This window comes from uncultured Phyllobacterium sp. (assembly GCF_902479695.1).
GTDB lineage: Bacteria > Pseudomonadota > Alphaproteobacteria > Rhizobiales > Rhizobiaceae > Phyllobacterium > Phyllobacterium calauticae.
Genome location: NZ_CABSQF010000067.1, coordinates 1 through 18,499, shown reverse-complemented (window position 1 = coordinate 18,499; position 18,499 = coordinate 1). Strand labels below are relative to the sequence as shown.

General features: G+C 61.0%; 15 protein-coding genes and 1 pseudogene. 9 read left to right on the top strand and 7 right to left on the bottom strand.

Annotation, left to right across the window (positions count from 1 at the left end):
• The 5 genes from RDL77_RS23470 to RDL77_RS23450 form a co-directional block, all read left to right on the top strand.
• Positions 1–1,289 (top strand): esterase-like activity of phytase family protein (locus RDL77_RS23470; RefSeq protein ID WP_288194916.1); only part of this gene is annotated, 1,289 nt, incomplete at its 5' end.
• Between the two features lie 110 nt (positions 1,290–1,399).
• Entirely contained in the window at positions 1,400–1,918 is a 519-nt protein-coding gene (locus tag RDL77_RS23465) for a histidine phosphatase family protein (RefSeq protein WP_288194915.1), read from the top strand.
• A gap of 151 nt (positions 1,919–2,069) precedes the next feature.
• Positions 2,070–2,264: a hypothetical protein gene (locus RDL77_RS23460; protein WP_288194913.1), complete on the top strand. Its 195-nt coding sequence runs from the start codon at positions 2,070–2,072 to the stop codon at positions 2,262–2,264.
• 168 nt (positions 2,265–2,432) lie between these two features.
• Positions 2,433–3,959, top strand: coding sequence for a glucose-6-phosphate dehydrogenase (zwf, locus tag RDL77_RS23455; RefSeq protein WP_288194911.1), 1,527 nt, complete (start codon positions 2,433–2,435; stop codon positions 3,957–3,959).
• A gap of 33 nt (positions 3,960–3,992) precedes the next feature.
• A complete protein-coding gene (locus RDL77_RS23450) occupies positions 3,993–5,159 on the top strand; it encodes a diphosphate--fructose-6-phosphate 1-phosphotransferase (protein ID WP_288194910.1) in 1,167 nt (388 codons plus the stop codon).
• Positions 5,160–5,165: 6 nt separating this feature from the next.
• On the opposite strand, the gene RDL77_RS23445 is transcribed toward RDL77_RS23450, so the two are convergent.
• The 4 genes from RDL77_RS23445 to RDL77_RS23430 all read right to left on the bottom strand — a co-directional run bounded on the left by RDL77_RS23445 (position 5,166) and on the right by RDL77_RS23430 (position 8,389).
• Entirely contained in the window at positions 5,166–5,765 is a 600-nt protein-coding gene (locus tag RDL77_RS23445) for a DUF922 domain-containing Zn-dependent protease (protein ID WP_288194909.1), read from the bottom strand.
• A gap of 34 nt (positions 5,766–5,799) precedes the next feature.
• Positions 5,800–6,321, bottom strand: coding sequence for a peptide-methionine (S)-S-oxide reductase MsrA (gene msrA, locus RDL77_RS23440; RefSeq protein ID WP_288194908.1), 522 nt, complete (start codon positions 6,319–6,321; stop codon positions 5,800–5,802).
• Entirely contained in the window at positions 6,318–6,767 is a 450-nt protein-coding gene (gene msrB, locus RDL77_RS23435; protein WP_288194906.1) for a peptide-methionine (R)-S-oxide reductase MsrB, read from the bottom strand. Before msrB ends, msrA begins: the two co-directional genes overlap by 4 nt.
• A 134-nt stretch (positions 6,768–6,901) precedes the next feature.
• Positions 6,902–8,389, bottom strand: a complete 1,488-nt coding sequence (locus tag RDL77_RS23430) for a carboxypeptidase M32 (protein ID WP_288194904.1) — start codon at positions 8,387–8,389, stop codon at positions 6,902–6,904.
• Positions 8,390–8,663: 274 nt separating this feature from the next.
• Between RDL77_RS23430 and RDL77_RS23425 the strand changes: the two genes are divergently transcribed.
• Entirely contained in the window at positions 8,664–10,160 is a 1,497-nt protein-coding gene (locus RDL77_RS23425; RefSeq protein ID WP_288194903.1) for an MDR family MFS transporter, read from the top strand.
• 22 nt (positions 10,161–10,182) lie between these two features.
• On the opposite strand, the gene RDL77_RS23420 is transcribed toward RDL77_RS23425, so the two are convergent.
• Positions 10,183–11,955, bottom strand: coding sequence for an adenylate/guanylate cyclase domain-containing protein (locus RDL77_RS23420; RefSeq protein ID WP_288194902.1), 1,773 nt, complete (start codon positions 11,953–11,955; stop codon positions 10,183–10,185).
• Between the two features lie 526 nt (positions 11,956–12,481).
• Here RDL77_RS23420 and RDL77_RS23415 point away from each other — a divergent pair.
• The 3 genes from RDL77_RS23415 to RDL77_RS23405 all read left to right on the top strand — a co-directional run bounded on the left by RDL77_RS23415 (position 12,482) and on the right by RDL77_RS23405 (position 17,572).
• Positions 12,482–14,752 (top strand): caspase domain-containing protein, encoded by a 2,271-nt coding sequence (locus tag RDL77_RS23415; RefSeq protein WP_288194901.1) that lies wholly within the window; start codon positions 12,482–12,484, stop codon positions 14,750–14,752.
• A 66-nt stretch (positions 14,753–14,818) separates the two neighbouring features.
• Positions 14,819–16,354, top strand: coding sequence for a DUF1800 domain-containing protein (locus RDL77_RS23410; protein ID WP_288194900.1), 1,536 nt, complete (start codon positions 14,819–14,821; stop codon positions 16,352–16,354).
• A gap of 30 nt (positions 16,355–16,384) precedes the next feature.
• Complete coding sequence (locus RDL77_RS23405) at positions 16,385–17,572, top strand: DUF1501 domain-containing protein (protein WP_223615368.1); 1,188 nt, start codon at positions 16,385–16,387, stop codon at positions 17,570–17,572.
• 42 nt (positions 17,573–17,614) lie between these two features.
• Here RDL77_RS23405 and RDL77_RS23400 read toward each other — a convergent pair whose 3' ends face one another.
• Both RDL77_RS23400 and RDL77_RS23395 read right to left on the bottom strand, forming a co-directional pair.
• On the bottom strand, positions 17,615–18,175 hold the full coding sequence (locus tag RDL77_RS23400; protein ID WP_223615229.1) for a DedA family protein: 561 nt from the start codon (positions 18,173–18,175) through the stop codon (positions 17,615–17,617).
• Between the two features lie 106 nt (positions 18,176–18,281).
• Positions 18,282–18,499 (bottom strand): annotated as a pseudogene (locus tag RDL77_RS23395) (peptidase S41); the annotation flags it as partial.

Sequence of the window (18,499 nt, the reverse complement as noted above, 5' to 3'; positions counted from 1 at the left end):
GGCCTTGCCCCCCCCAGACACCCCCCCGGCCCGGCGCCACACCCGCCCGAGCCCGCCACCGGTGCCCACCCCCGCGGCGCCACCCGGCCCGCGGCCGTCCCCCCTCCCCCCCCCGCCTCAACATGCTGTCGATCCGGTTCACGCCGGTGGCGCCCGGCGCAACACCGTCCGCCGACAAGCAGCAGAGCGGCGTCGAGGCTGCACTCACCGACACGTTGTTGCTGGTGGATGACAAGGGCGCCGATACAACCGGCCTCGACCCGCAGTCCAATGTTCGCGCCGCTGCTGGGGATTTTCCCATGCTGCCGCAGGCTGTCAATGGCAAGATATCCCTGGACAATGAGGCAATCGTCCGCTTGGCCGATGGCACGATGTTCATCAGCGACGAGTATGGACCGAATATTTACCGCTTTTCCGCCGAGGGCCGCATGATGTCGGCAACCCAGCCTCCGGCAGCGCTGGTTCCCATGCGCCATGGCAAGGCGAATTTCTCCTCCAACAATCCGGGGCCCGGCGCACAGGCGCCCGATCCGAAGGACCCCGATACCGGCCGCCAGAACAATCAGGGCCTGGAAGGCATGGCACTGACGCCCGACGGCAAGTTCCTGATCGCCGTTCTCCAGTCGGCCGCCCGCCAGGATGGCGGCGATTCCAGTTCGACCCGCCAGAACACCCGCGCCCTCGTCTATGACGCGGCCGATCCGGCCCATCTGAAGCTGGTGCATGAATATGTCGTGCCGCTTCCCGTCTTCACCAATGCCAAGGGCAAGAAGGCTGTGGCAGCGCAGAGCGAGATCGTGGCTTTGTCCGACAAGGCATTCCTGATGCTGGCACGCGACAGCGGCAACGGTTATGGCCTTGACGGCGACACGTCGCTCTACCGCAACATCACCGTCGTCGACACCTCGGCGGCCACCGATATCGCCGGAAGCGCCTTCGATGCCGACAAGGCCGTTGCACCCAAGGGCATTGTCGACCCTTCCATTACCCCGGCAACGTTGACCCCCTTCATTGATATCAATGACAATGCGAACCTGTCGCGCTTCGGCCTGCACAACGGTGCGCCCAATGACCGCAACAACCTGTCGGAAAAATGGGAAGCCATGGCACTTGTCAGCGTCCTCAATCCCAAGCTGCCGGACGACTATTTCCTGTTCGTCGGCAATGACAATGACTTCCTGACCCAGGACGGTTTTCAGGTCGGCGCGAGCTACAAGGCCGAGGGCGGTGCCGACGTCGACACCATGTTCCAGGTGTTTCAGGTCACCATTCCCGGACTGCATAAGTAGTTCGCTCGACATATCATCGGAGAGGATTGCCCCCTCCGATGATATCAGCCTCCATGCATTCCCGTTCATGTTATATGGTCGGGTGAGCTGAGTGCCATGGAGCAAAACAGATGCTGCGACTTCTCCTGCTTCGCCACGCCAAATCGGACTGGCCGGATGGTGTTGACGACCACGACCGCCCGCTTGCCGAACGCGGCCGCCGGGCCGGCCCCCTGATGGCCCGATACATGACCGGAGAAGGGCTCATACCGGATCTCGCCCTTATCTCCACGGCACGGCGGACACTGGAGACATGGGAACTGCTGAGTCCCGCCATCGGAGACGGTATACGCTGGCTGGAGGAGCCGCGCATCTACGAGGCGCCCGCACGGGTGATCCTGGATGTCGTCAGGGCGGTGGAGCCGGGGATCGGGACATTGCTGGTTGTCGGCCATAATCCGGGGTTGCACGATGCAGCCCTCCGGCTTGCCGGTAGGGGACGGGAGGCCGATCTCACCCGCCTCCGGCAGAAATACCCCACGGCGGGACTAGCCGTCATCGATTTCACCGCCGGGCGCTGGTCAGATCTTGCCGATCAATCCGGGGAACTGGAGCGGTTTGTGACACCGAGGACAATCGGCCACGGGTGAGGCCATTCGCCCAAACCCCGATTCCACGGGCGTTCATGCGCCAAAATAGCTGCACTGAGGCGGTCATTTCAACTTTCAGCTGTTGATTATGACAATCATTTTTCGAATATGTGACAGGACCATTCACTGCAAACCGCGATTGGACGTCAGGATGCGCCTTAGAGAACTTCAGGAAATCAGGTACGAAGAGGAAACCGCCAATCTCAAGCTTTCGGGTCTCAACCCGTTCAAGGAAGCCAAGAGCGTCAACATTTCCATCGACAATCCCGAAGCATTCCTCAATGCGATCAAGACGGCGCTTTCGGACCCTGACGGCAAGCCCATCAAATTCGGCAAGGGCAAATAGGCCTCCGCGCGCATCACGAAACAGCTTCCCCTGGCGGATGAAATCGTGGCAAGCCAGCAAGATAATGCTTGCCACGCCGCGCGTTATTCCGTTCATTCTCGGAACGAACCGGCCAAGACCCCCACGCGTTACGCGCCATGTGCCCAGTGTTGAACCAAAGGAGCTCCCGTGACTGAACCGACCATCGCGCCCGCTCCGCCCGTCACTCTGGTCATCTTCGGCGCAACGGGCGATCTGACGCGGCGGCTGCTCGTTCCCACCGTCCTCAACATGACGCAGAGCGGTCTCGTGAGCGACAGCCTGCAGATCCTTGGCATCGGCATTGAACCCGGCGATGATGAAATGCTGCGCGCCAAGCTCGAAGACTTTCTTACGACATCCAACATCAAGGCCAACTATAGCGCCGAGACATGGCAGGGGCTGCGCTCGCGCATCTTCTATCGGCAGGGCGACTTCACGCAGGATGCAATCTATGCCGAGATTGCCGGCCAGCTCGGAGCGCAGGCCGGGCGGAACGCCGCCTATTACCTTGCCGTGCCACCGCTGTTCTTCGGCGATATCGTCGACAAGCTCGCCGATCACGACCTGCTGAAAGAAATGGGTGGTGCCTTCCGCCGCCTTGTGATCGAAAAGCCGTTCGGCACCGACCTCGCCTCGGCCAAGGCGCTCAATGCCAGGATATTGAACCGCGTGCCGGAAACGCAGGTCTATCGCGTCGACCACTTCCTCGGCAAGGAAACCGTGCAGAACATCATGACGGCGCGGTTTGCCAACATGATGATCGAATCCCTGTGGAGCAACAATTTCATCGATCACGTCCAGATCACCGCGGCCGAACTCGTCGATGTCGGCACCCGCGGCAAATTCTACGATGCCACGGGCGCGCTCAGGGACATGGTGCCCAACCATCTGTTTCAGCTTCTTGCCATGGTTGCCATGGAGCCGCCGAACAGCTTTGACGCCGAGGCAATCCGCGACGAGAAGGGCAAGGTCCTGAAAGCCCTGCGGATCTACTCCGGCGAAGAAGCCGAGCAGAACTCGGCGCGCGGCACCTATACAACAGAGGTTTCCGGCGGCAAAACCATACCGAGCTATACGGATATCCCGGATGTGGCGCGCGACAGCGCAACGGAGACCTACGTTGCCCTGAAGCTTTTTGTCGATACATGGCGCTGGGCGGGTGTTCCCTTTTATCTGCGCACCGGCAAGGCCATGACGGCCCGCGATACCGAGATCGTCGTCACTTTCCGTCAGGTTCCCTTCGCCCAGTTCAAGGGGATGGGGCCGCAGCGCCGCCTGACACCGAACCGGCTGATCATCCAGGTGCAGCCGGACGAGGGCCTGCACATCGAAATATCGATCAAGTCGCCCGGTCTTTCCGTCGAGACGGTGCCGGTATCCCTTGATTTCAACTATGCGGATTTCTTTGATATCGGTAAACTGACCGGCTATGAATCCCTGCTCTACGATCTGTTTGTCGGCGACCAGACCCTGTTTCAGCGCGCCGACAGCATCGAAGCGGGATGGGCGGCGGTGCAACCCTTTCTCGATCTGTGGGCGACATCGGCAGAACGCCCTGATCCCTATCCGGCGGGCAGCATGGGGCCGCAATGCGCCGATGCACTGATCGAGCGCGATGGCCGAAAATGGCACCAGCCCGATGTGCAGCACCGGGTGAAAGCGAAAGTTTCCTGACTTGATCCGACAAGAAAAACGAGAGGGACGGATATGACCGAGACATTCGTAATTGCACAGGGCGGCGGACCGACGGCAGTCATCAACCAGACCCTTGCGGGCGCCACGCTGGAGGTGCGCAAGCGTTATCCCGGTGCCCGCGTGCTCGGTGCAAAGCATGGCGTGCGCGGGATTCGCGCCGGCAACTTCGTCGATCTCTCGGCTCTGCCGGAACAACAACTGCGCCTGATCGCGGCAACGCCGAGTGCTGCGCTCGGGAGCACGCGCGACAAACCCGATGCGGCCTATTGCGAGGCGATCCTGAAAAGCCTGCGTCAGGTCGGGGCGACCGCCTTCATCAATATCGGCGGGAACGATACCGCCGGAACCCAGCAGATCCTGGTGGAAGCGGCGGGCGGGGATATTGCCTTCGTTCATGCCCCCAAGACGATCGACAATGATCTGGTTGAAAGCGATCACACGCCCGGTTTCATTTCCGCTGCCGAGTTCATCGCGGGCGCTTTCCTCAGTATCGATCTCGACTTCCGTGCGCTGCCCGGCATCTATGTCGGGATCGTCATGGGCCGCCATGCGGGTTTCCTGACCACCGCAGCCGCCGCATGGCAGCATGACGATGCGAGCGCGCCTCATCTTGTCTATGTGCCGGAGCGGGCTTTCTCGGCAAAACGGTTCATCGATGACGTGCGCGAAGCGCAGAGCCGTCACGGCCGCTGCATCATTGCCATGTCGGAAGGCGTGACCGGCGAGGACGGGCGGACCGTGGTTGAAAACCTTGTTCCGGCCGATCGCCTTGAACGCGACGCCCATGGCAATATCCGCCTGTCCGGCGGAGAATTGGGAATGGCCATCGAACAGCTTCTCAGGGACGGCCTGCCCGGCGCCCGTGCACGGGTGGATACGTTCGGCTACCTGCCGCGCGGCAATATCGCCACAACCAATGCGACCGATGCGCAAGAGGCTTTCGAGGCGGGAGTCTTCGCCGTCGAAACGGCGGCGCGCGGCGGCGGGTCGGTGGCGCTGCAATATGCCGATGGCAGCACCCGTCCGCAGATCGTTCCGCTTGCCAGCGTTGCCGGCAAAACACGCCACCTGCCGGACGATTTTCTCGACCCGGAACGCAACCGGATTTCAGCACCGTGCCGGGCCTATTTCGAACGGCTGCTGCCAAAGCGCTTCACGCTCGCCGAGCCGCTCGCATAGGCGGCGTCACCCGCCATTGACCAGGCGAAGCACAAGCTGCTGGATGTTGCCGCCCTCGCCCATCTCGACCCGGTCGAAATCCCGCCCCTTCTGGCGCTGGGCAAGGGAAAGCTCGGAAAGGCGCTTCGTCATCTCGACCCGGATTTTCCGGCAGCCGGAATCATCCGGCACCGACAGGCCGATGGTCGCCGCCTCGATCCCCTTGACCATGTCCTTGATCGTCTCGCCGTGCACGGCTTCATGGGTGCGCACACCGGCAATGAACGTATCCCAGCTTGCCTGTACCGCAGCCGGCAACCGTTCGGCGGGCTTCGGCAGCGTATAGGTGATGATGAGTTTCGGCGTTGCGGCAACCAGGCTGCAGGCATTGCCCTGCCGCTCATACTTCCTTTGCCACGTCAGTTTGAAATTGGTGTGGGCGATTGTCCGGGTGGTACCGGCGATGACGGGCCCCCGCTCGCCAATCGACGCATAGAGCGCTGCACCGGATTTCCCGGCAATGGCGTAGGTTTCCACCTGTTCGACAGCTTTCCACGCCGCCTGTGCCGCCGCAGGCATGCCGACAAGGCAGACGGCAACCAGGCAGTACCCTGCAGTTTTTATCATGTGGCCCCTTCCCGTCACATCCGGGCGAACAGCATCAGGCTCCAGATGCTGCCGCCTTGTCCCGCACAGGAAGCTTCCAGCCGGGCCGGATGAAATGACAGGTATATCCGTTGGGATACCGTTCCAGATAATCCTGGTGTTCCGGCTCCGCCTCCCAGAAATCACCGACCGGTGCGAGCTCGGTCACGACCTTTCCCGGCCACAGACCGGACGCATCGACATCGGCAATCGTGTCCTCGGCAATCCGCTTCTGCTCTTCATCCGCATAGAAAATCGCCGAGCGGTAACTCAATCCCAGATCGTTGCCCTGGCGGTTGAGCGTCGTGGGATCGTGAATCTGGAAAAAGAACTCCAGAATGTTCCGGTAGCTGATCCGCGCGGGTTCGAAAATGATTTCGATGGCTTCCGCATGGGTGCCATGGTTGCGGTAGGTTGCGTTCTCGACATCACCGCCGGAATAGCCGACGCGGGTCGACAGGACGCCGTCATAACGACGGATCAGATCCTGCATGCCCCAGAAACAGCCGCCGGCAAGGACTGCGCGTTCGCTTGTCATCCGATTTCCTCCACCTGATTGAGATAGGCTCCATAGCCCTCCGCCTCCATATCGTCCCGATGGACGAACCGGAGCGAGGCCGAGTTTATGCAGTAGCGCAGCCCGCCGCGATCCTGCGGACCATCGGGGAAAACATGCCCGAGATGGCTGTCGCCATGGCTGGAGCGCACTTCAATGCGCACCATGCCGTAACTGTCGTCGCGCAGCTCGTTCACATGGGCAGGCTCGATGGGCTTGGTGAAACTCGGCCAGCCGCATCCCGATTCAAACTTGTCGGATGAGGCAAACAGGGGCTCGCCGGAAACGATATCAACATAAATACCCGGTTCCTTGTTGTCCAGGTATTCGCCCGTTCCGGGACGTTCGGTCCCGTTCTGCTGCGTGACACGAAACTGCTCCGGAGAGAGTTTCGAGATCACGTCAGAGTTCTTTTCATATTTGCGCATATGTTTCCCTTCCATCAGGGGTCAGCGTGATTGCGGCATGTCCGGCCAACCATGAAGTGTGTTGGTGCATATTTGTGTCCGCCCGCCCCGGTTATCAAGCCCGGAGCGGCGCAAACATCGTCCGCTGCAAGCGTTTACACCGCACCATAGCGCGCACGGATATGGCCGATGAAGTGGTCCGCATTGAGCTTTTCGCCGGTGGCGCGTTCAAGCAGTTCCGGCGTCGACCAGCGCGATGCCTGAGACCAGATCCTGTCACGCCGCCAGCCGTTGATGGCCGCAAACTCTCCCTTGGCTATATCCCTGTCGGCAGCCGGATATTCCTTTGTCAGCGCCGCCCATTGTTGCGCAGCCATCATCGCCCCGAGGGTATAGGACGGGAAATAGCCAAAGGCGCCGCTTGCCCAGTGCACATCCTGCATGGGCCCGTCGGCCGGATTATCAATCGTCGACAATCCGAGGTAGTCGCGCATCTTCGCGTCCCATGCCTCGGGCAGGTCAACCGGCTGCAATCTGCCCTGGATCAGGTCCTGTTCGAGTTCGAAACGCAAGATAACATGCAGCGGATAGGTCACCTCGTCGGCATCGACCCGGATCAGTCCGCGTTCGACCCGGTGAACATGCGGAATGATGTCATCCATGGACCAGGATTCACCCAGATATTTGTCGACAATCGGCAGAGCCCATTGCCAGAATGCGGGGTTGCGGCCGAGCTGCTTTTCGACAAACAGGCTCTGGCTTTCGTGCACCGCCATGCCCCGCGCCTTCCCCAGCGGCCAATGCGACCACTTTTTCGGCAGGTTCTGTTCATAGAGCGCGTGACCGGTTTCGTGCAGCACGCCCATCAGCGAGGAGAGAAACTCCGTCGTCCGGTAGCGTGTCGTTATGCGCACGTCGCTCGGCACGCCGCCACAGAACGGATGGTGCGATACGGAAAGGCTGCCATGGGAAAGATCGAAGCCAACCGCTGCCATCATGGCAAGACCAAGCTCGCGCTGCCTGTCGACCGGATAAACACCGGACAAGGGTTTCAGCGGGTGTTTTGCCAGCCTTTCCGCCTGCACGGCCAGCGCCTCCGGCACGAAGTCCTTGAGGAAGGTCTTCAACGTGTCGAATACCGGCGCGATATCCGCCGTGCGATTGCCGGGGTCATATTGCTCGATCATCGAATCATAGAGACCAAGGCCGAGAACCTGCGAGCGCATGGCTGCTTCTTCGCGCGCCAGTGCAATGACACCTTCGAGCGCCGGCAAAAACCCGGCCCAATCATTCTTGGCACGCAGGGCGCGCCACAACTGCTCGCAGCGCATACGAGTGTTCGTCTGGCGTTCGACGAATTCAGCGGGCAGGCAGGTCAGATTGACATAGTGCCGCTTGAACTCCCTGACAGCCGCGACCTGCTCCTCGTCGAGGTCCTCCCGTTCCGCCGCATCGATCCAGTCGGCGATTTCGGGCGCGGATGCCTGGCGATGATACATCCCCGCCAGCGTGCCCATGGCTTCCGCCCGCTTTTCACCGCCGCCAACGGCCATATGGGTGGCCTCGTCGGCGCCGAGAATGGCAAGCGCATGTTCCAGGGCTTCAAGCCTGTGGCCGAGTTCATCGAGTTTCTGGAAGGACATTCTGTTCCCCTTGGGCGAATCCTGATTCAAAACAGGGCCCGAGAGGACTTCAATTTTCCGGCGAGTGCAAGATTGAATCACGTGCCGGGATGTCAGGAGTGTGCATCGGGGAGATTGACAACCGGCGCTTCGAGGCGTTGAAGTATGGCGTGCAAGCCGCGATTTTGAGCCCCTTGCCGCCAACCCGATCCCGATCCCGCACATATACAGCTCGCCTGAGGTCTTCCGTGACCCGTCAACCACTATCCCGGCGAGTGGAAAGCCAGAACAACACATGTCTCAATCGGTTGAACGTTCAAAACGTCCGTTGATTGTTGCCTCCATCATGCTGGCAACATTCATGGTCGCCATTGAAGCCACCATCGTTGCCACGGCAATGCCGCGCATTGTCGGTCAACTCGGCGGTTTCACCTATTACAGCTGGGTCTTCTCGGCTTTCCTGCTGGCACAGTCGACGACAACGGTGATCTACGGCAAGCTGTCCGATATTTTCGGCCGCAAACCCATGCTCATCGGTGGCATTGTGATTTTCCTTGCCGGCTCGGCATTGGCCGGTTTTGCCTGGTCGATGACGTCATTGATCGCATTCCGCCTGCTGCAGGGGCTGGGCGCCGGAGCCATCCAGCCCGTGACGATGACCATCGTCGGCGATCTCTACAGGCTTGAGGAACGCGCCAAGGTGCAGGGCATTCTGGCCAGCGTCTGGGCGATTTCCGCCGTAACCGGCCCCCTCGCCGGCGGCCTGATCGTCGATCATTTTTCCTGGGCGTGGATTTTCTGGATCAACCTGCCGATCGGCCTGCTGACGATCATCGGCTTTACGCTGTTCCTGCATGAAAAAATCGAGCCGCGCAAAGCCCGCATCGACTATCTCGGCACCGTCCTGTTTTCGATTGCCATCGTCTCGCTGATGGTCATCCTGACCGAAACGGACGCCGATCTGTCGATCCTCGCCGCGCTGGCTGCCGTGTTCATCGTGACTGCCATCCTGTTCTTCATGCAGGAGCGCCGGGCGCCGGAGCCCATCATTTCGCTTGCGCTGTGGAGCCGCCGGCTTGTCGCCACCAGCAACATAGCGACGCTTCTCGCCGGCATGGCGCTGATCGGGCTGACCACCGTACTGCCGATCTACGTGCAGGGCGTGCTGGGGCGCTCGCCGCTGGTTGCCGGCTTCACGCTGACCATGCTCATCGTCGGCTGGCCGCTCGCCGTCATGCTGTCCATCCGGCTGTTTCGCGCGTTTGGAATCCGCAGGACCCTGCGCGCCGGCAGCCTGATGTTTCCGATCGGCGCGTCGTTTCTGCTCTTCCTCACGCCCGAAAGCAGCCCTGTCTCGGCCGGCGTCGGTTCCTTCCTCATGGGTTTCGGCATGGGACTGATCAGCGTCACCAGCGTCGTTCTGGTACAGGAAAGTGTCGAATGGTCGATGCGCGGCAGTGCCACGGCATCGATCATCTTCTCGCGTAGCCTCGGCAACACCCTCGGCGCGACAACCCTCGGCGCCATACTCAATATCGGGATTGCGCATTTCGGCAGCGGCGATCTCGCCAACAAACTGCACGAGGTGATCAACCAGCCATCGGGCCTGTCCAGCCTGGCGACGAACCCCGCCATCCGCCTGGTGTTTCACTCCGCCCTGCACTGGAGTTTCTGGGGGGTGTTCACCGTTGCCATCCTCACCTTTGCCACGACCTGGCTGATCCCGGTTTCACGCGAGGCCGGCCGCAAGCCGCCGACACAAACCGAGATGCAGGAGGCACTGTCGTCCTGACGGCAATGCCAGGGCTGCCGCATCACTCCGGCAGCCCTGCCTTGCGCAGCGCATCGAGATAGCGCTGCAAATGCTCGGGGTTTCGCCAGGGGACTCCGGCACGCGTCGTCGCAATGCTGGTCCCCGGGGCGACCTGGAGAAGGCGGTCAAGCGCGGCACGCGTCGCGTCTGCATCACCCATCTCGCCGAGTGCCGCCAGAAGAACCCTATGACCGGTCGGAAAATTGGGATTGAGATGCAGGGCCTTGCGCGCCCATTCCGCCGCAGCGTCGTAATGCCCGTCGGCAAACTCGGCCATGCCGAAAAATGCGAAGGTCCAGTAATTGGCCGGGTCGCGCGGGCTGAGCCGTATGGCCATCTTCAGGGTTTCGCGTGCATTGCCGCTTTCACCCGCCAGCGCATAATATCCGCCGCCCCACATGCGTGCGAACGCCAGATTGGGATTGATATCGATGGCCGTTTCCAGGCACCGCCGGGCATCGTCGAACCGCCGCATGAACAGGGCGACTGAACCGAGGATCGTATGCGCTTCGGCATCCCGCTCATCCAGTTCAACCGCGACGCGCGCCATCTCGTGGGCTTCGTTCATGGCCTGCGGCGGATTGGGGCTCCAAGCATACAGCACATCGATGATATCGCACATGGCATGCACCACCCGTGCCCGCGCCAGGTTCGGATCAAGGGCTATTGCCTTCAGGGCAAAATCCTTGGCTGCCGCGCTGTCTTCCCTTGTCCAGCGCCAGGCATGCCAGTTCGCTCGCATGACATAATCCCACGCGCTGAGGTTGGCGGGGTCTTTCCGGCGAGCCCGCTTCATCTCCGCGCCGATGAGTTCGGGCGTCACCACGCCAACAATGCTCGCCGTGATGTCGTCCTGGACAGCGAAGATGTCATCCATCTGCCGGTCGAACTGCTCGGCCCAGATATGATTGCCGGTCGCCGCATCGATCAGCTGCGCGGTGATCCGCACCCGGGGACCGCTGCGCCGCACGCTGCCTTCCAGCACATAGCGCACGCCGAGTTCCCCGGCGACCTGCTTTATGTCAACGGCACCGCCTCTGTATGTAAAGGATGAATTGCGGGCGATGACAAAGAATGCCTGGTTGCGCGCCAGCCCCGTAATGATGTCTTCGGCGATACCGTCGGCAAAATACTCCTGGTCCTTGTCGGCACTCATATCCTGGAACGGCAGGACGGCGATGGCCGGCTTGGCGACACCGTCGGCCGATGGCGCATCGGATCGGGGGCGTTTGGCACCCGCCATGATCTCCAGCACAACCCGGTAGACGCGTATGCGCTTCCTGATGTTCTTGACCTGCCGTTCGCCAAGATCTTCAAAGGTGAAGGCCACTTTGCCCGCGACCTGCTCAAACACATTCGCGGTGATCGAGATACCACCCGGTTCAGCCAAGGCTTCCATCCTTGCGGCGATATTGACGCCGTCGCCAAAGATATCATCACCGTCAATGACGATATCGCCTATGTTGATGCCTGCACGATATTGAATGCGGTGTTCCCGCGGCATGTCCGCTTCGGCGTCCGCCACGCCGCGCTGGATCAGAACCGCACTTTCGACCGCGTCGACAACGCTGCCGAATTCGACAAGCAGACCGTCGCCCGTCGTCTTGACGATGCGTCCATTGTGTTCCCGCAGAACCGGATCGATCAACTGCTGACGATGAACGCGCATGCGCGCTATCGTGGCGGCCTCGTCAGTTTCCATATGGCGCGAATAACTGACCATATCGATTGCCAGAATGGCAACCAGTTTGCGTGCAACGCGGTCGATAGCCAACACTGCTCCCCATCTGAATGGCTCTGCAACCGACTTTATGAGTCTATGCCAGCCAAGTCCATGTGAAACAGGTGATCAGAAATGCAATCAGCAAGCCGCCACCGCTCCGGTGGCAAGGAAAGGCAGAGCAATTTGCCTGAGCCGCAATCCCATCGGTGGCTCCGCTCTCTAGGTGGAACTACCAATTCTCAAATCGATTTAAATGGCTAGAGTATCTTTCGAGGGCTTTGGTCTTCAGATGCACTCTTTTCCAATGACCAATATCTTTTTCAACGATCAAAGGCACCGGTCTGGCAACAGACCGGTGTTTTATTGCGTATTCCGCCGCGGCAATTCCCGGTGCAGGACGTCCCATCAACCATGCCACATTGATTATACTCAGCAATTTTGAAAGCTTTGATCAAAGCAGATTTAAAGCGCCGATCCCACGATTTTGCCGGAATCATGGAGCACGATTTTTGCGTGCCGCTTTCAAAGCACACCATAATCCTGCTGCACGTGCGTGCTTTGCAATGAGGTGATCGAGATGCGAATAATCCGGACATGTCTTGCTGTATTTCTGTTACTCGGCTCCCTATCCATTCCCGGCCTGGCCCAAGCCCAGGCGCCATTAGAGAAGAGAATCGCTCTCGTCATCGGCAATTCGGCCTATCAAACCGGTCCTCTACCGACACCCGCCAACGATGCCGGGCTGATTGCACAAACATTGCAGGCCGCAGGATTTGATGTGGTCGGAGCGAGGGATCTCGATCAGGATTCGTTGCGCCATACCTTCCGGGATTTTCTCGACAAGGCAACGGCCTCCGGGCCCGACACCGTCGTCTTCGTATATCTCGCCGGGTATGGCCTGCAGTATGAAGGCGAAAACTATTTTGCCGGTGTCGATGCGAAAATGACGCGCGCAACCGATGTTCCCGTCGAAGCCATACGGGTCTCCGATTTCACCAAATCGCTCGCCGCACTGCAGAACAAGGGCACCATCATGGTGCTCGACGCGGCCCGAACCAACCCATTCGTCCGATCGGATCAGCCGCTGGCAGGGGGATTGGCCATTGTCGATCCCGATCCCAATGTCCTGATCGGCTTCAATGCAGCGCCCGGAACCGTCGCTCCGCCAGAGCCCGGGCCTTACGGCGCCTATGCGCACGCCCTTGCCGAGATGATCCGTGTCGGCGGGCTGGGGCTTGATGACGTCTTCGATCGCACGCGCCTGCGGGTGAGCGATGCGACCAAGGGCGGGGAACTGCCCTGGAATGCCTCGAAATTCCGTACGCCGTTCCTTTTCTTCGATAAAGGCCCCGATGCGCCGGCACAGCAAGTATCCGCGCTGCAGGGCGGTGCAATGCGGGCCAAGGCCATTCGCGATTTCGACGCCCGCGATGCCTATCTCGCCGCGCTCGATCGCGATACGCTGCGCGGGTACGAGGATTTTCTTGCCGCTTACCCCAGCGACCCGATGGCCAAGCGTGTGCGGGCCATTGTCGCTGCCCGGCGTGAGGCGATCACATGGCGCCAAACCTGGGTCGCCGACACGCCGGAAGCCTATTGGTCATATCTGCGCCGCTATCCGCATGGTCCGCACGGCTGGGATGCCCGCCGGAGGCTTGACCATTTTGAAGCCGCGCTGGAGCCGCCCGCATCCTTCACGGTGATTGCTTACGACGTGCCGCCGCCACCTGAAACGGAAATCATCTATGTCGACCGCCCGGTCCTGTATTTCGATGATCCCGAATTCGATTTTGCGCCGCCACCACCGCCGCCGGTGATCTTCCTGCCGCCACCACCACCCGATTTCATCGTGCTGGCCCCCCCGCCCCCACCTGTCGATCTCTATGTTCTGCCGGTGCCTGCGTTCGTGCCCGTGGCCGAGTGGGTCCGCCCGGCGCGTGACATTGCACCGCCTGAAAACAATGTCATCTTCAACAATATTCATGACACGGTGATCAACAACACCACGACGATCGTGCAGGAACCGGCGGCTGCCCCCAGCCCTGGCCTGAGCACCGGCGCGAAAGTGGCCGGCGCCGCTGTTGCGGTGGGAGCCGCAGCGGCCGCCCTGCACGTTGCCCTGCCGCCATCGGTGCAGAAGAAGGTGGCAGTCATGCCAAATCAAAATCCCGTCGTCCCCACCAAACCCGCCGTGCCGGGCCCGGTACCTGCGGCCATCAAACCGCAGGACAACCATTCGCTCCCCGGAACCAACGGCAGCCGCCTGCCCCTCATCAACGGCAAACCCGCGCTGCAAAACCCGGCACCGGTGCAGACACCTGCCCCACAGGCTGTGACGAAAACACCCGGAAAAGCCAACGCCGCAGCGGTCAAGCCGCCATTGCCGGGGCACGCCCTCCCGGCCGCCCCAGGCAGTGCCGCACCGCTTGCCCCCGGGAAAGCTGCGGTGTCGACCGGCCAGAACAAAGCCGGGAAAAATGCCTTGCCGGCTATTGTCAACCGCCAGCCCACTATTGCCGCACAGGCCAGGCACAAGGCTGCGCCCAATCCTCAACCCCGGACCGTTCCACCGGCGGTTGCGAAACTGAATGCCAGCCCGCGTCCGCACAATCAGGCCGCTCCCCGCCCGCCGGTTCAAAGGGCTCAGCCGCAGAACCAGGCACGGGTCAATGCGCAGGTGAGCAGGCCGTCCGGTGCGGTGCCGCAAGCCCATACGCCAGTGCAAGTGCAGCCGCGACGGCAGGTCGAGGCAAGGCCGCCAGCCGGAAGGCCCCAGCCACATGCGCCGCAAAAGCCCGGCATGAAGAAAGAGTGCGGCGGCCAGGATCAGCCCGCCTGCCCCAAATGAGAAACGGCATCTGCAATGGGAAACGCCGTTGCGATGCACCCAACCTTTATTCGGCGGAGTGAGAGCATGCACAGGGGTCGAATAGCAAGATTTTCAATCTGCGGGCTGATCCTGTTCAGCCCGCTCCATGCGGCGGCAGCGCCGGCCGCTGACAACCCTGCGGCGCAGATCGTGCGCGATCTTGCGCTGGTCGATGCAATAACGTGGGGTGTCAATCCATCGACGATGGCGGCCTATCACACGCTTGGCCGGGAAAAATGGCTGCAAACGCAACTCCATCCCGCGTCCGACGCGCTACCGGCAGCGGTCCAGGCACAGATCGAGGCCTTGCCGGTCAGCCAGAAATCCGCCTTCGATCTTGCCACGGACTTCGACGCGCAGGGGCGCACCGCCAACCAGACGGCCGATCCCGACCAGAAAGCCATTGCGCAAAAGGCTTTTCAGGATGGCATGAGCGACATGGCCCGGCAGGCTGCAACCGCCAGCCTGTTGCGGGCGCTCTATTCACCGGATCAGCTGCGCGAACGGATGACGTGGTTCTGGTTCAATCATTTCAACGTGCATCAATACAAGGCCAATCTGCGCATCCTTGTCGGCGACTACGAGAACAAAGCCATCCGCGCGCACGCGCTCGGCCGTTTTCACGATCTGTTGGAGGCGACGCTGCGTCACCCCGCCATGATCCGCTACCTCGACAATGCCGACAACGCCGTTGGCCACATCAACGAAAATTACGCCCGGGAGATCATGGAGCTGCACACCATGGGCGTCGGCTCCGGCTATACGCAGAAGGATGTCGAGGAACTGGCGCGCATCCTCACCGGTGTCGGGATCGATATCAAACCGGACAATCCCAAGCTGAAACCGGACCTCCAGCCGCTGCTCGTGCGCGATGGTTTGTTTGAATTCAATCCGGCACGCCATGATTTCGGCGACAAGGTTTTCCTGGGGCGAACGATTAAAGGGCGCGGCTTTGCCGAAGTTGAAGAAGCGCTCGATATCCTATGCAAACAACCGGCAACGGCCCAGCATGTATCCCGGCAGCTTGCCACCTATTTTGTCGCCGATGTCCCGCCGCCAGCCCTTGTTGACCGGATGGCGCAGACCTTCATGCGGACGGATGGCAATATCGCCAGCGTCCTCGACACGCTGTTCCATTCCCCCGAATTCACAGCCTCGCTTGGCGGACATTTCAAGGATCCTGTCCGGTATGTTCTTTCCGCCATCCGTCTTGCCTATGACACGAAAGTCATCGTCAACAGCGCGCCCGTCCAGAACTGGCTGAACCGCCTGGCGGAAGGCCTCTATAACCACCAGACCCCCGATGGTTATTCCATGATGTCGACGGCGTGGAACGGATCGGGGGCGATGATGACGCGCTTTGAGATTGCCCACCAGATCGGGTCCAATTCCGCCGGGCTTTTCAAGGCGGCAACGCCCGATGCGGTGGATCAGCCGGCATTCCCGCTCATCGAGAACGGGCTGTATTTCTCAAGCCTGCATCTGAAGCTTTCAGCGCCCACGCAGACCGCCCTGGACAAGGCGATTTCACCACAGGACTGGAACACGCTGTTCCTGTCCTCACCCGAATTCATGCAGTAACAGCAACCCGACGAGGAGACGATCATGCATATCAATCGCCGTGATCTCATTGGTGGACTGGCAGCCCTGACCTCCTTGACGGTTGCCGGGCGTGTGTGGGCAGCGCCCAAAACCGACGCGCGCCTGCTCGTGGTGTTCCTGCGCGGCGCCTATGATGCCGCCAATGTGGTGATCCCGGTCAGCAGTGATTTCTACTATGCATCGCGGCCGAACCTCGCCATCGCCCGTCCGGACGCGGCCAATGCCGCCTCGGCGCTTTCCCTCGACGTCAATTGGGGCCTGCATCCGGCCCTGAAGGACACGATCCTCCCCTTCTATCAGAAAGGGCAGGCCGCCTTCATTCCATTCGCCGGTACGGACGATCTCACCCGCAGCCACTTTGAAACCCAGGACACCATCGAGCTCGGACAGGACGTCAACGGCACGCGGGATTATCGGTCCGGCTTCATGGCGCGCCTCGCCGGCGCCCTGACACGCGTGCGGCCGATCTCCTTCACCGACCAGATGCCGCTCACGTTCCAGGGCGGAGAGCCGGTCCCCAACATCGCCATCAACAGCGTGGGCAAGCCGGGCATCGACAGCCGCCAGGCGAGTCTCATCAGCGCCATGTATGACGGGAAATCATTGGAGGGGTCCGTACGGGAAGGCTTTCGCGTCCGCGATGATGTCTACCATGCGATCACCGATCACATGATGGAAGCCAGCCGCGGCGCCGTCTCCGCCAAGGGGTTCGAGCTGTCCGCACGCCGGATCGGCCGTCTCATGCGCGAGCAGTTCAACCTGGGTTTCGTCGATGTCGGCGGCTGGGACACCCATGTCAACCAGGGGGCGGCGAACGGCTATCTCGCCGACAGGCTGAGCGAGCTCGGCCGGGGAATTGCCGGGTTCGCCGAAGAGATCGGCCCGCAATGGCAGGACACCGTCGTGGTGGTCCTCTCCGAATTCGGCCGCACGTTTCGCGAGAACGGCAATCGCGGCACGGATCACGGCCATGGCAGCGTCTACTGGGTTCTGGGCGGCGGCATCAAGGGCGGCCGCATCGCCGGTGAGCAAATCGCGGTCGACCAGGCCCATCTTTTCCAGAACCGCGACTATCCCGTTCTGACCGATTACCGCTCCCTGCTCGGCGGACTGTTCCAGCGCATGTATGGCCTGGACCAGACCGGACTGCACCGCGTCTTTGCCGCCGTGCAGCCCCGTGACCTTGCCTTGATATGAAAGCGCAGAAAACGAACCGCCGATGCTGATGTCTGCGCAGACTCAGCTTCCGGCCAGGCTTTTGACTGAGTCCCAGAATGGTTTCATCTGGTCGGACTGGGTGGAGAAATAGCCCGGAGCGATGACGAGAAACGCCCACAGGAAACCCGACGGAATATTGGCCAGCTGGAACCGGAATTCCGTCATGCCGGCCACCCCGGCGACAACCGGAATGACAGCGCGAACCGGACCGAAGAAATGGCCGAGAAAAACACTGAAGACACCATATCGCTCGAAAAAGCGCTCGGACCGCTCGACCATGGCCGGATAACGGGAAAATGGCCAGTTTCTCAAGATGGGTTCGTGAAAGTGCCGCCCTACCCAATAGGAAAGCGTATAGCCCACGCATGCGCCGATGCCGCCGGAAACAAGCAGCGGCCAGAAGGGAAGCCCGCTCGCCCCGAACAGGCCGCCGATGCCCAGAAGGATGATCGTGGAGGGAACAAGCAGGGAGAGCAAGGCCAGGGATTCAACCAAGCCGAGCGCAAAGACGATGACCGGCGCCCATTTTTCGTGCTCCCGCGTGAAGGAAATCGTGGCTTCGATAATATTGGAAAGATCCATTGTGCCTGATGAGAATGAGAAATCGTGATGGTTGCAGAATGGCCGGCAACCGAAAGGGACAGACCGGACGGGCCCGTCCCTTTCATGATGGTCTCCGGCTTTCCGGTTACTTGGAAAAGCCTTTCGTCGGGTCTGCCGGGAATGCGGCATTGGCCTGTTCGCCGCGCAGCAGCTTCAGGGCTTCGATCAGCTGCAGATCATCCTTCGGATCCGGCGGGACATAGGCAATCGAACCCGATCCTTCCGCATCCTCCTGAACGCCCTTGATATGGCCCTTCAGGCTGGATTCGCTCATCGGTTCGGCCCGGCCCTTCAGATCGTCCG

Bases quoted from the DNA above. Each gene is read 5' to 3' on its own strand.
- RDL77_RS23465 (WP_288194915.1), top strand. From the start codon at position 1,400: ATGCTGCGACTTCTCCTGCTTCGCCACGCCAAATCGGACTGGCCGGAT.
- RDL77_RS23460 (WP_288194913.1), top strand. From the start codon at position 2,070: ATGCGCCTTAGAGAACTTCAGGAAATCAGGTACGAAGAGGAAACCGCC.
- RDL77_RS23450 (WP_288194910.1), top strand. From the start codon at position 3,993: ATGACCGAGACATTCGTAATTGCACAGGGCGGCGGACCGACGGCAGTC.
- RDL77_RS23445 (WP_288194909.1), bottom strand. From the start codon at position 5,765: ATGATAAAAACTGCAGGGTACTGCCTGGTTGCCGTCTGCCTTGTCGGC.
- msrA (WP_288194908.1), bottom strand. From the start codon at position 6,321: ATGACAAGCGAACGCGCAGTCCTTGCCGGCGGCTGTTTCTGGGGCATG.
- msrB (WP_288194906.1), bottom strand. From the start codon at position 6,767: ATGCGCAAATATGAAAAGAACTCTGACGTGATCTCGAAACTCTCTCCG.
- RDL77_RS23430 (WP_288194904.1), bottom strand. From the start codon at position 8,389: ATGTCCTTCCAGAAACTCGATGAACTCGGCCACAGGCTTGAAGCCCTG.
- RDL77_RS23425 (WP_288194903.1), top strand. From the start codon at position 8,664: ATGTCTCAATCGGTTGAACGTTCAAAACGTCCGTTGATTGTTGCCTCC.
- RDL77_RS23415 (WP_288194901.1), top strand. From the start codon at position 12,482: ATGCGAATAATCCGGACATGTCTTGCTGTATTTCTGTTACTCGGCTCC.
- RDL77_RS23410 (WP_288194900.1), top strand. From the start codon at position 14,819: ATGCACAGGGGTCGAATAGCAAGATTTTCAATCTGCGGGCTGATCCTG.
- RDL77_RS23400 (WP_223615229.1), bottom strand. From the start codon at position 18,175: ATGGATCTTTCCAATATTATCGAAGCCACGATTTCCTTCACGCGGGAG.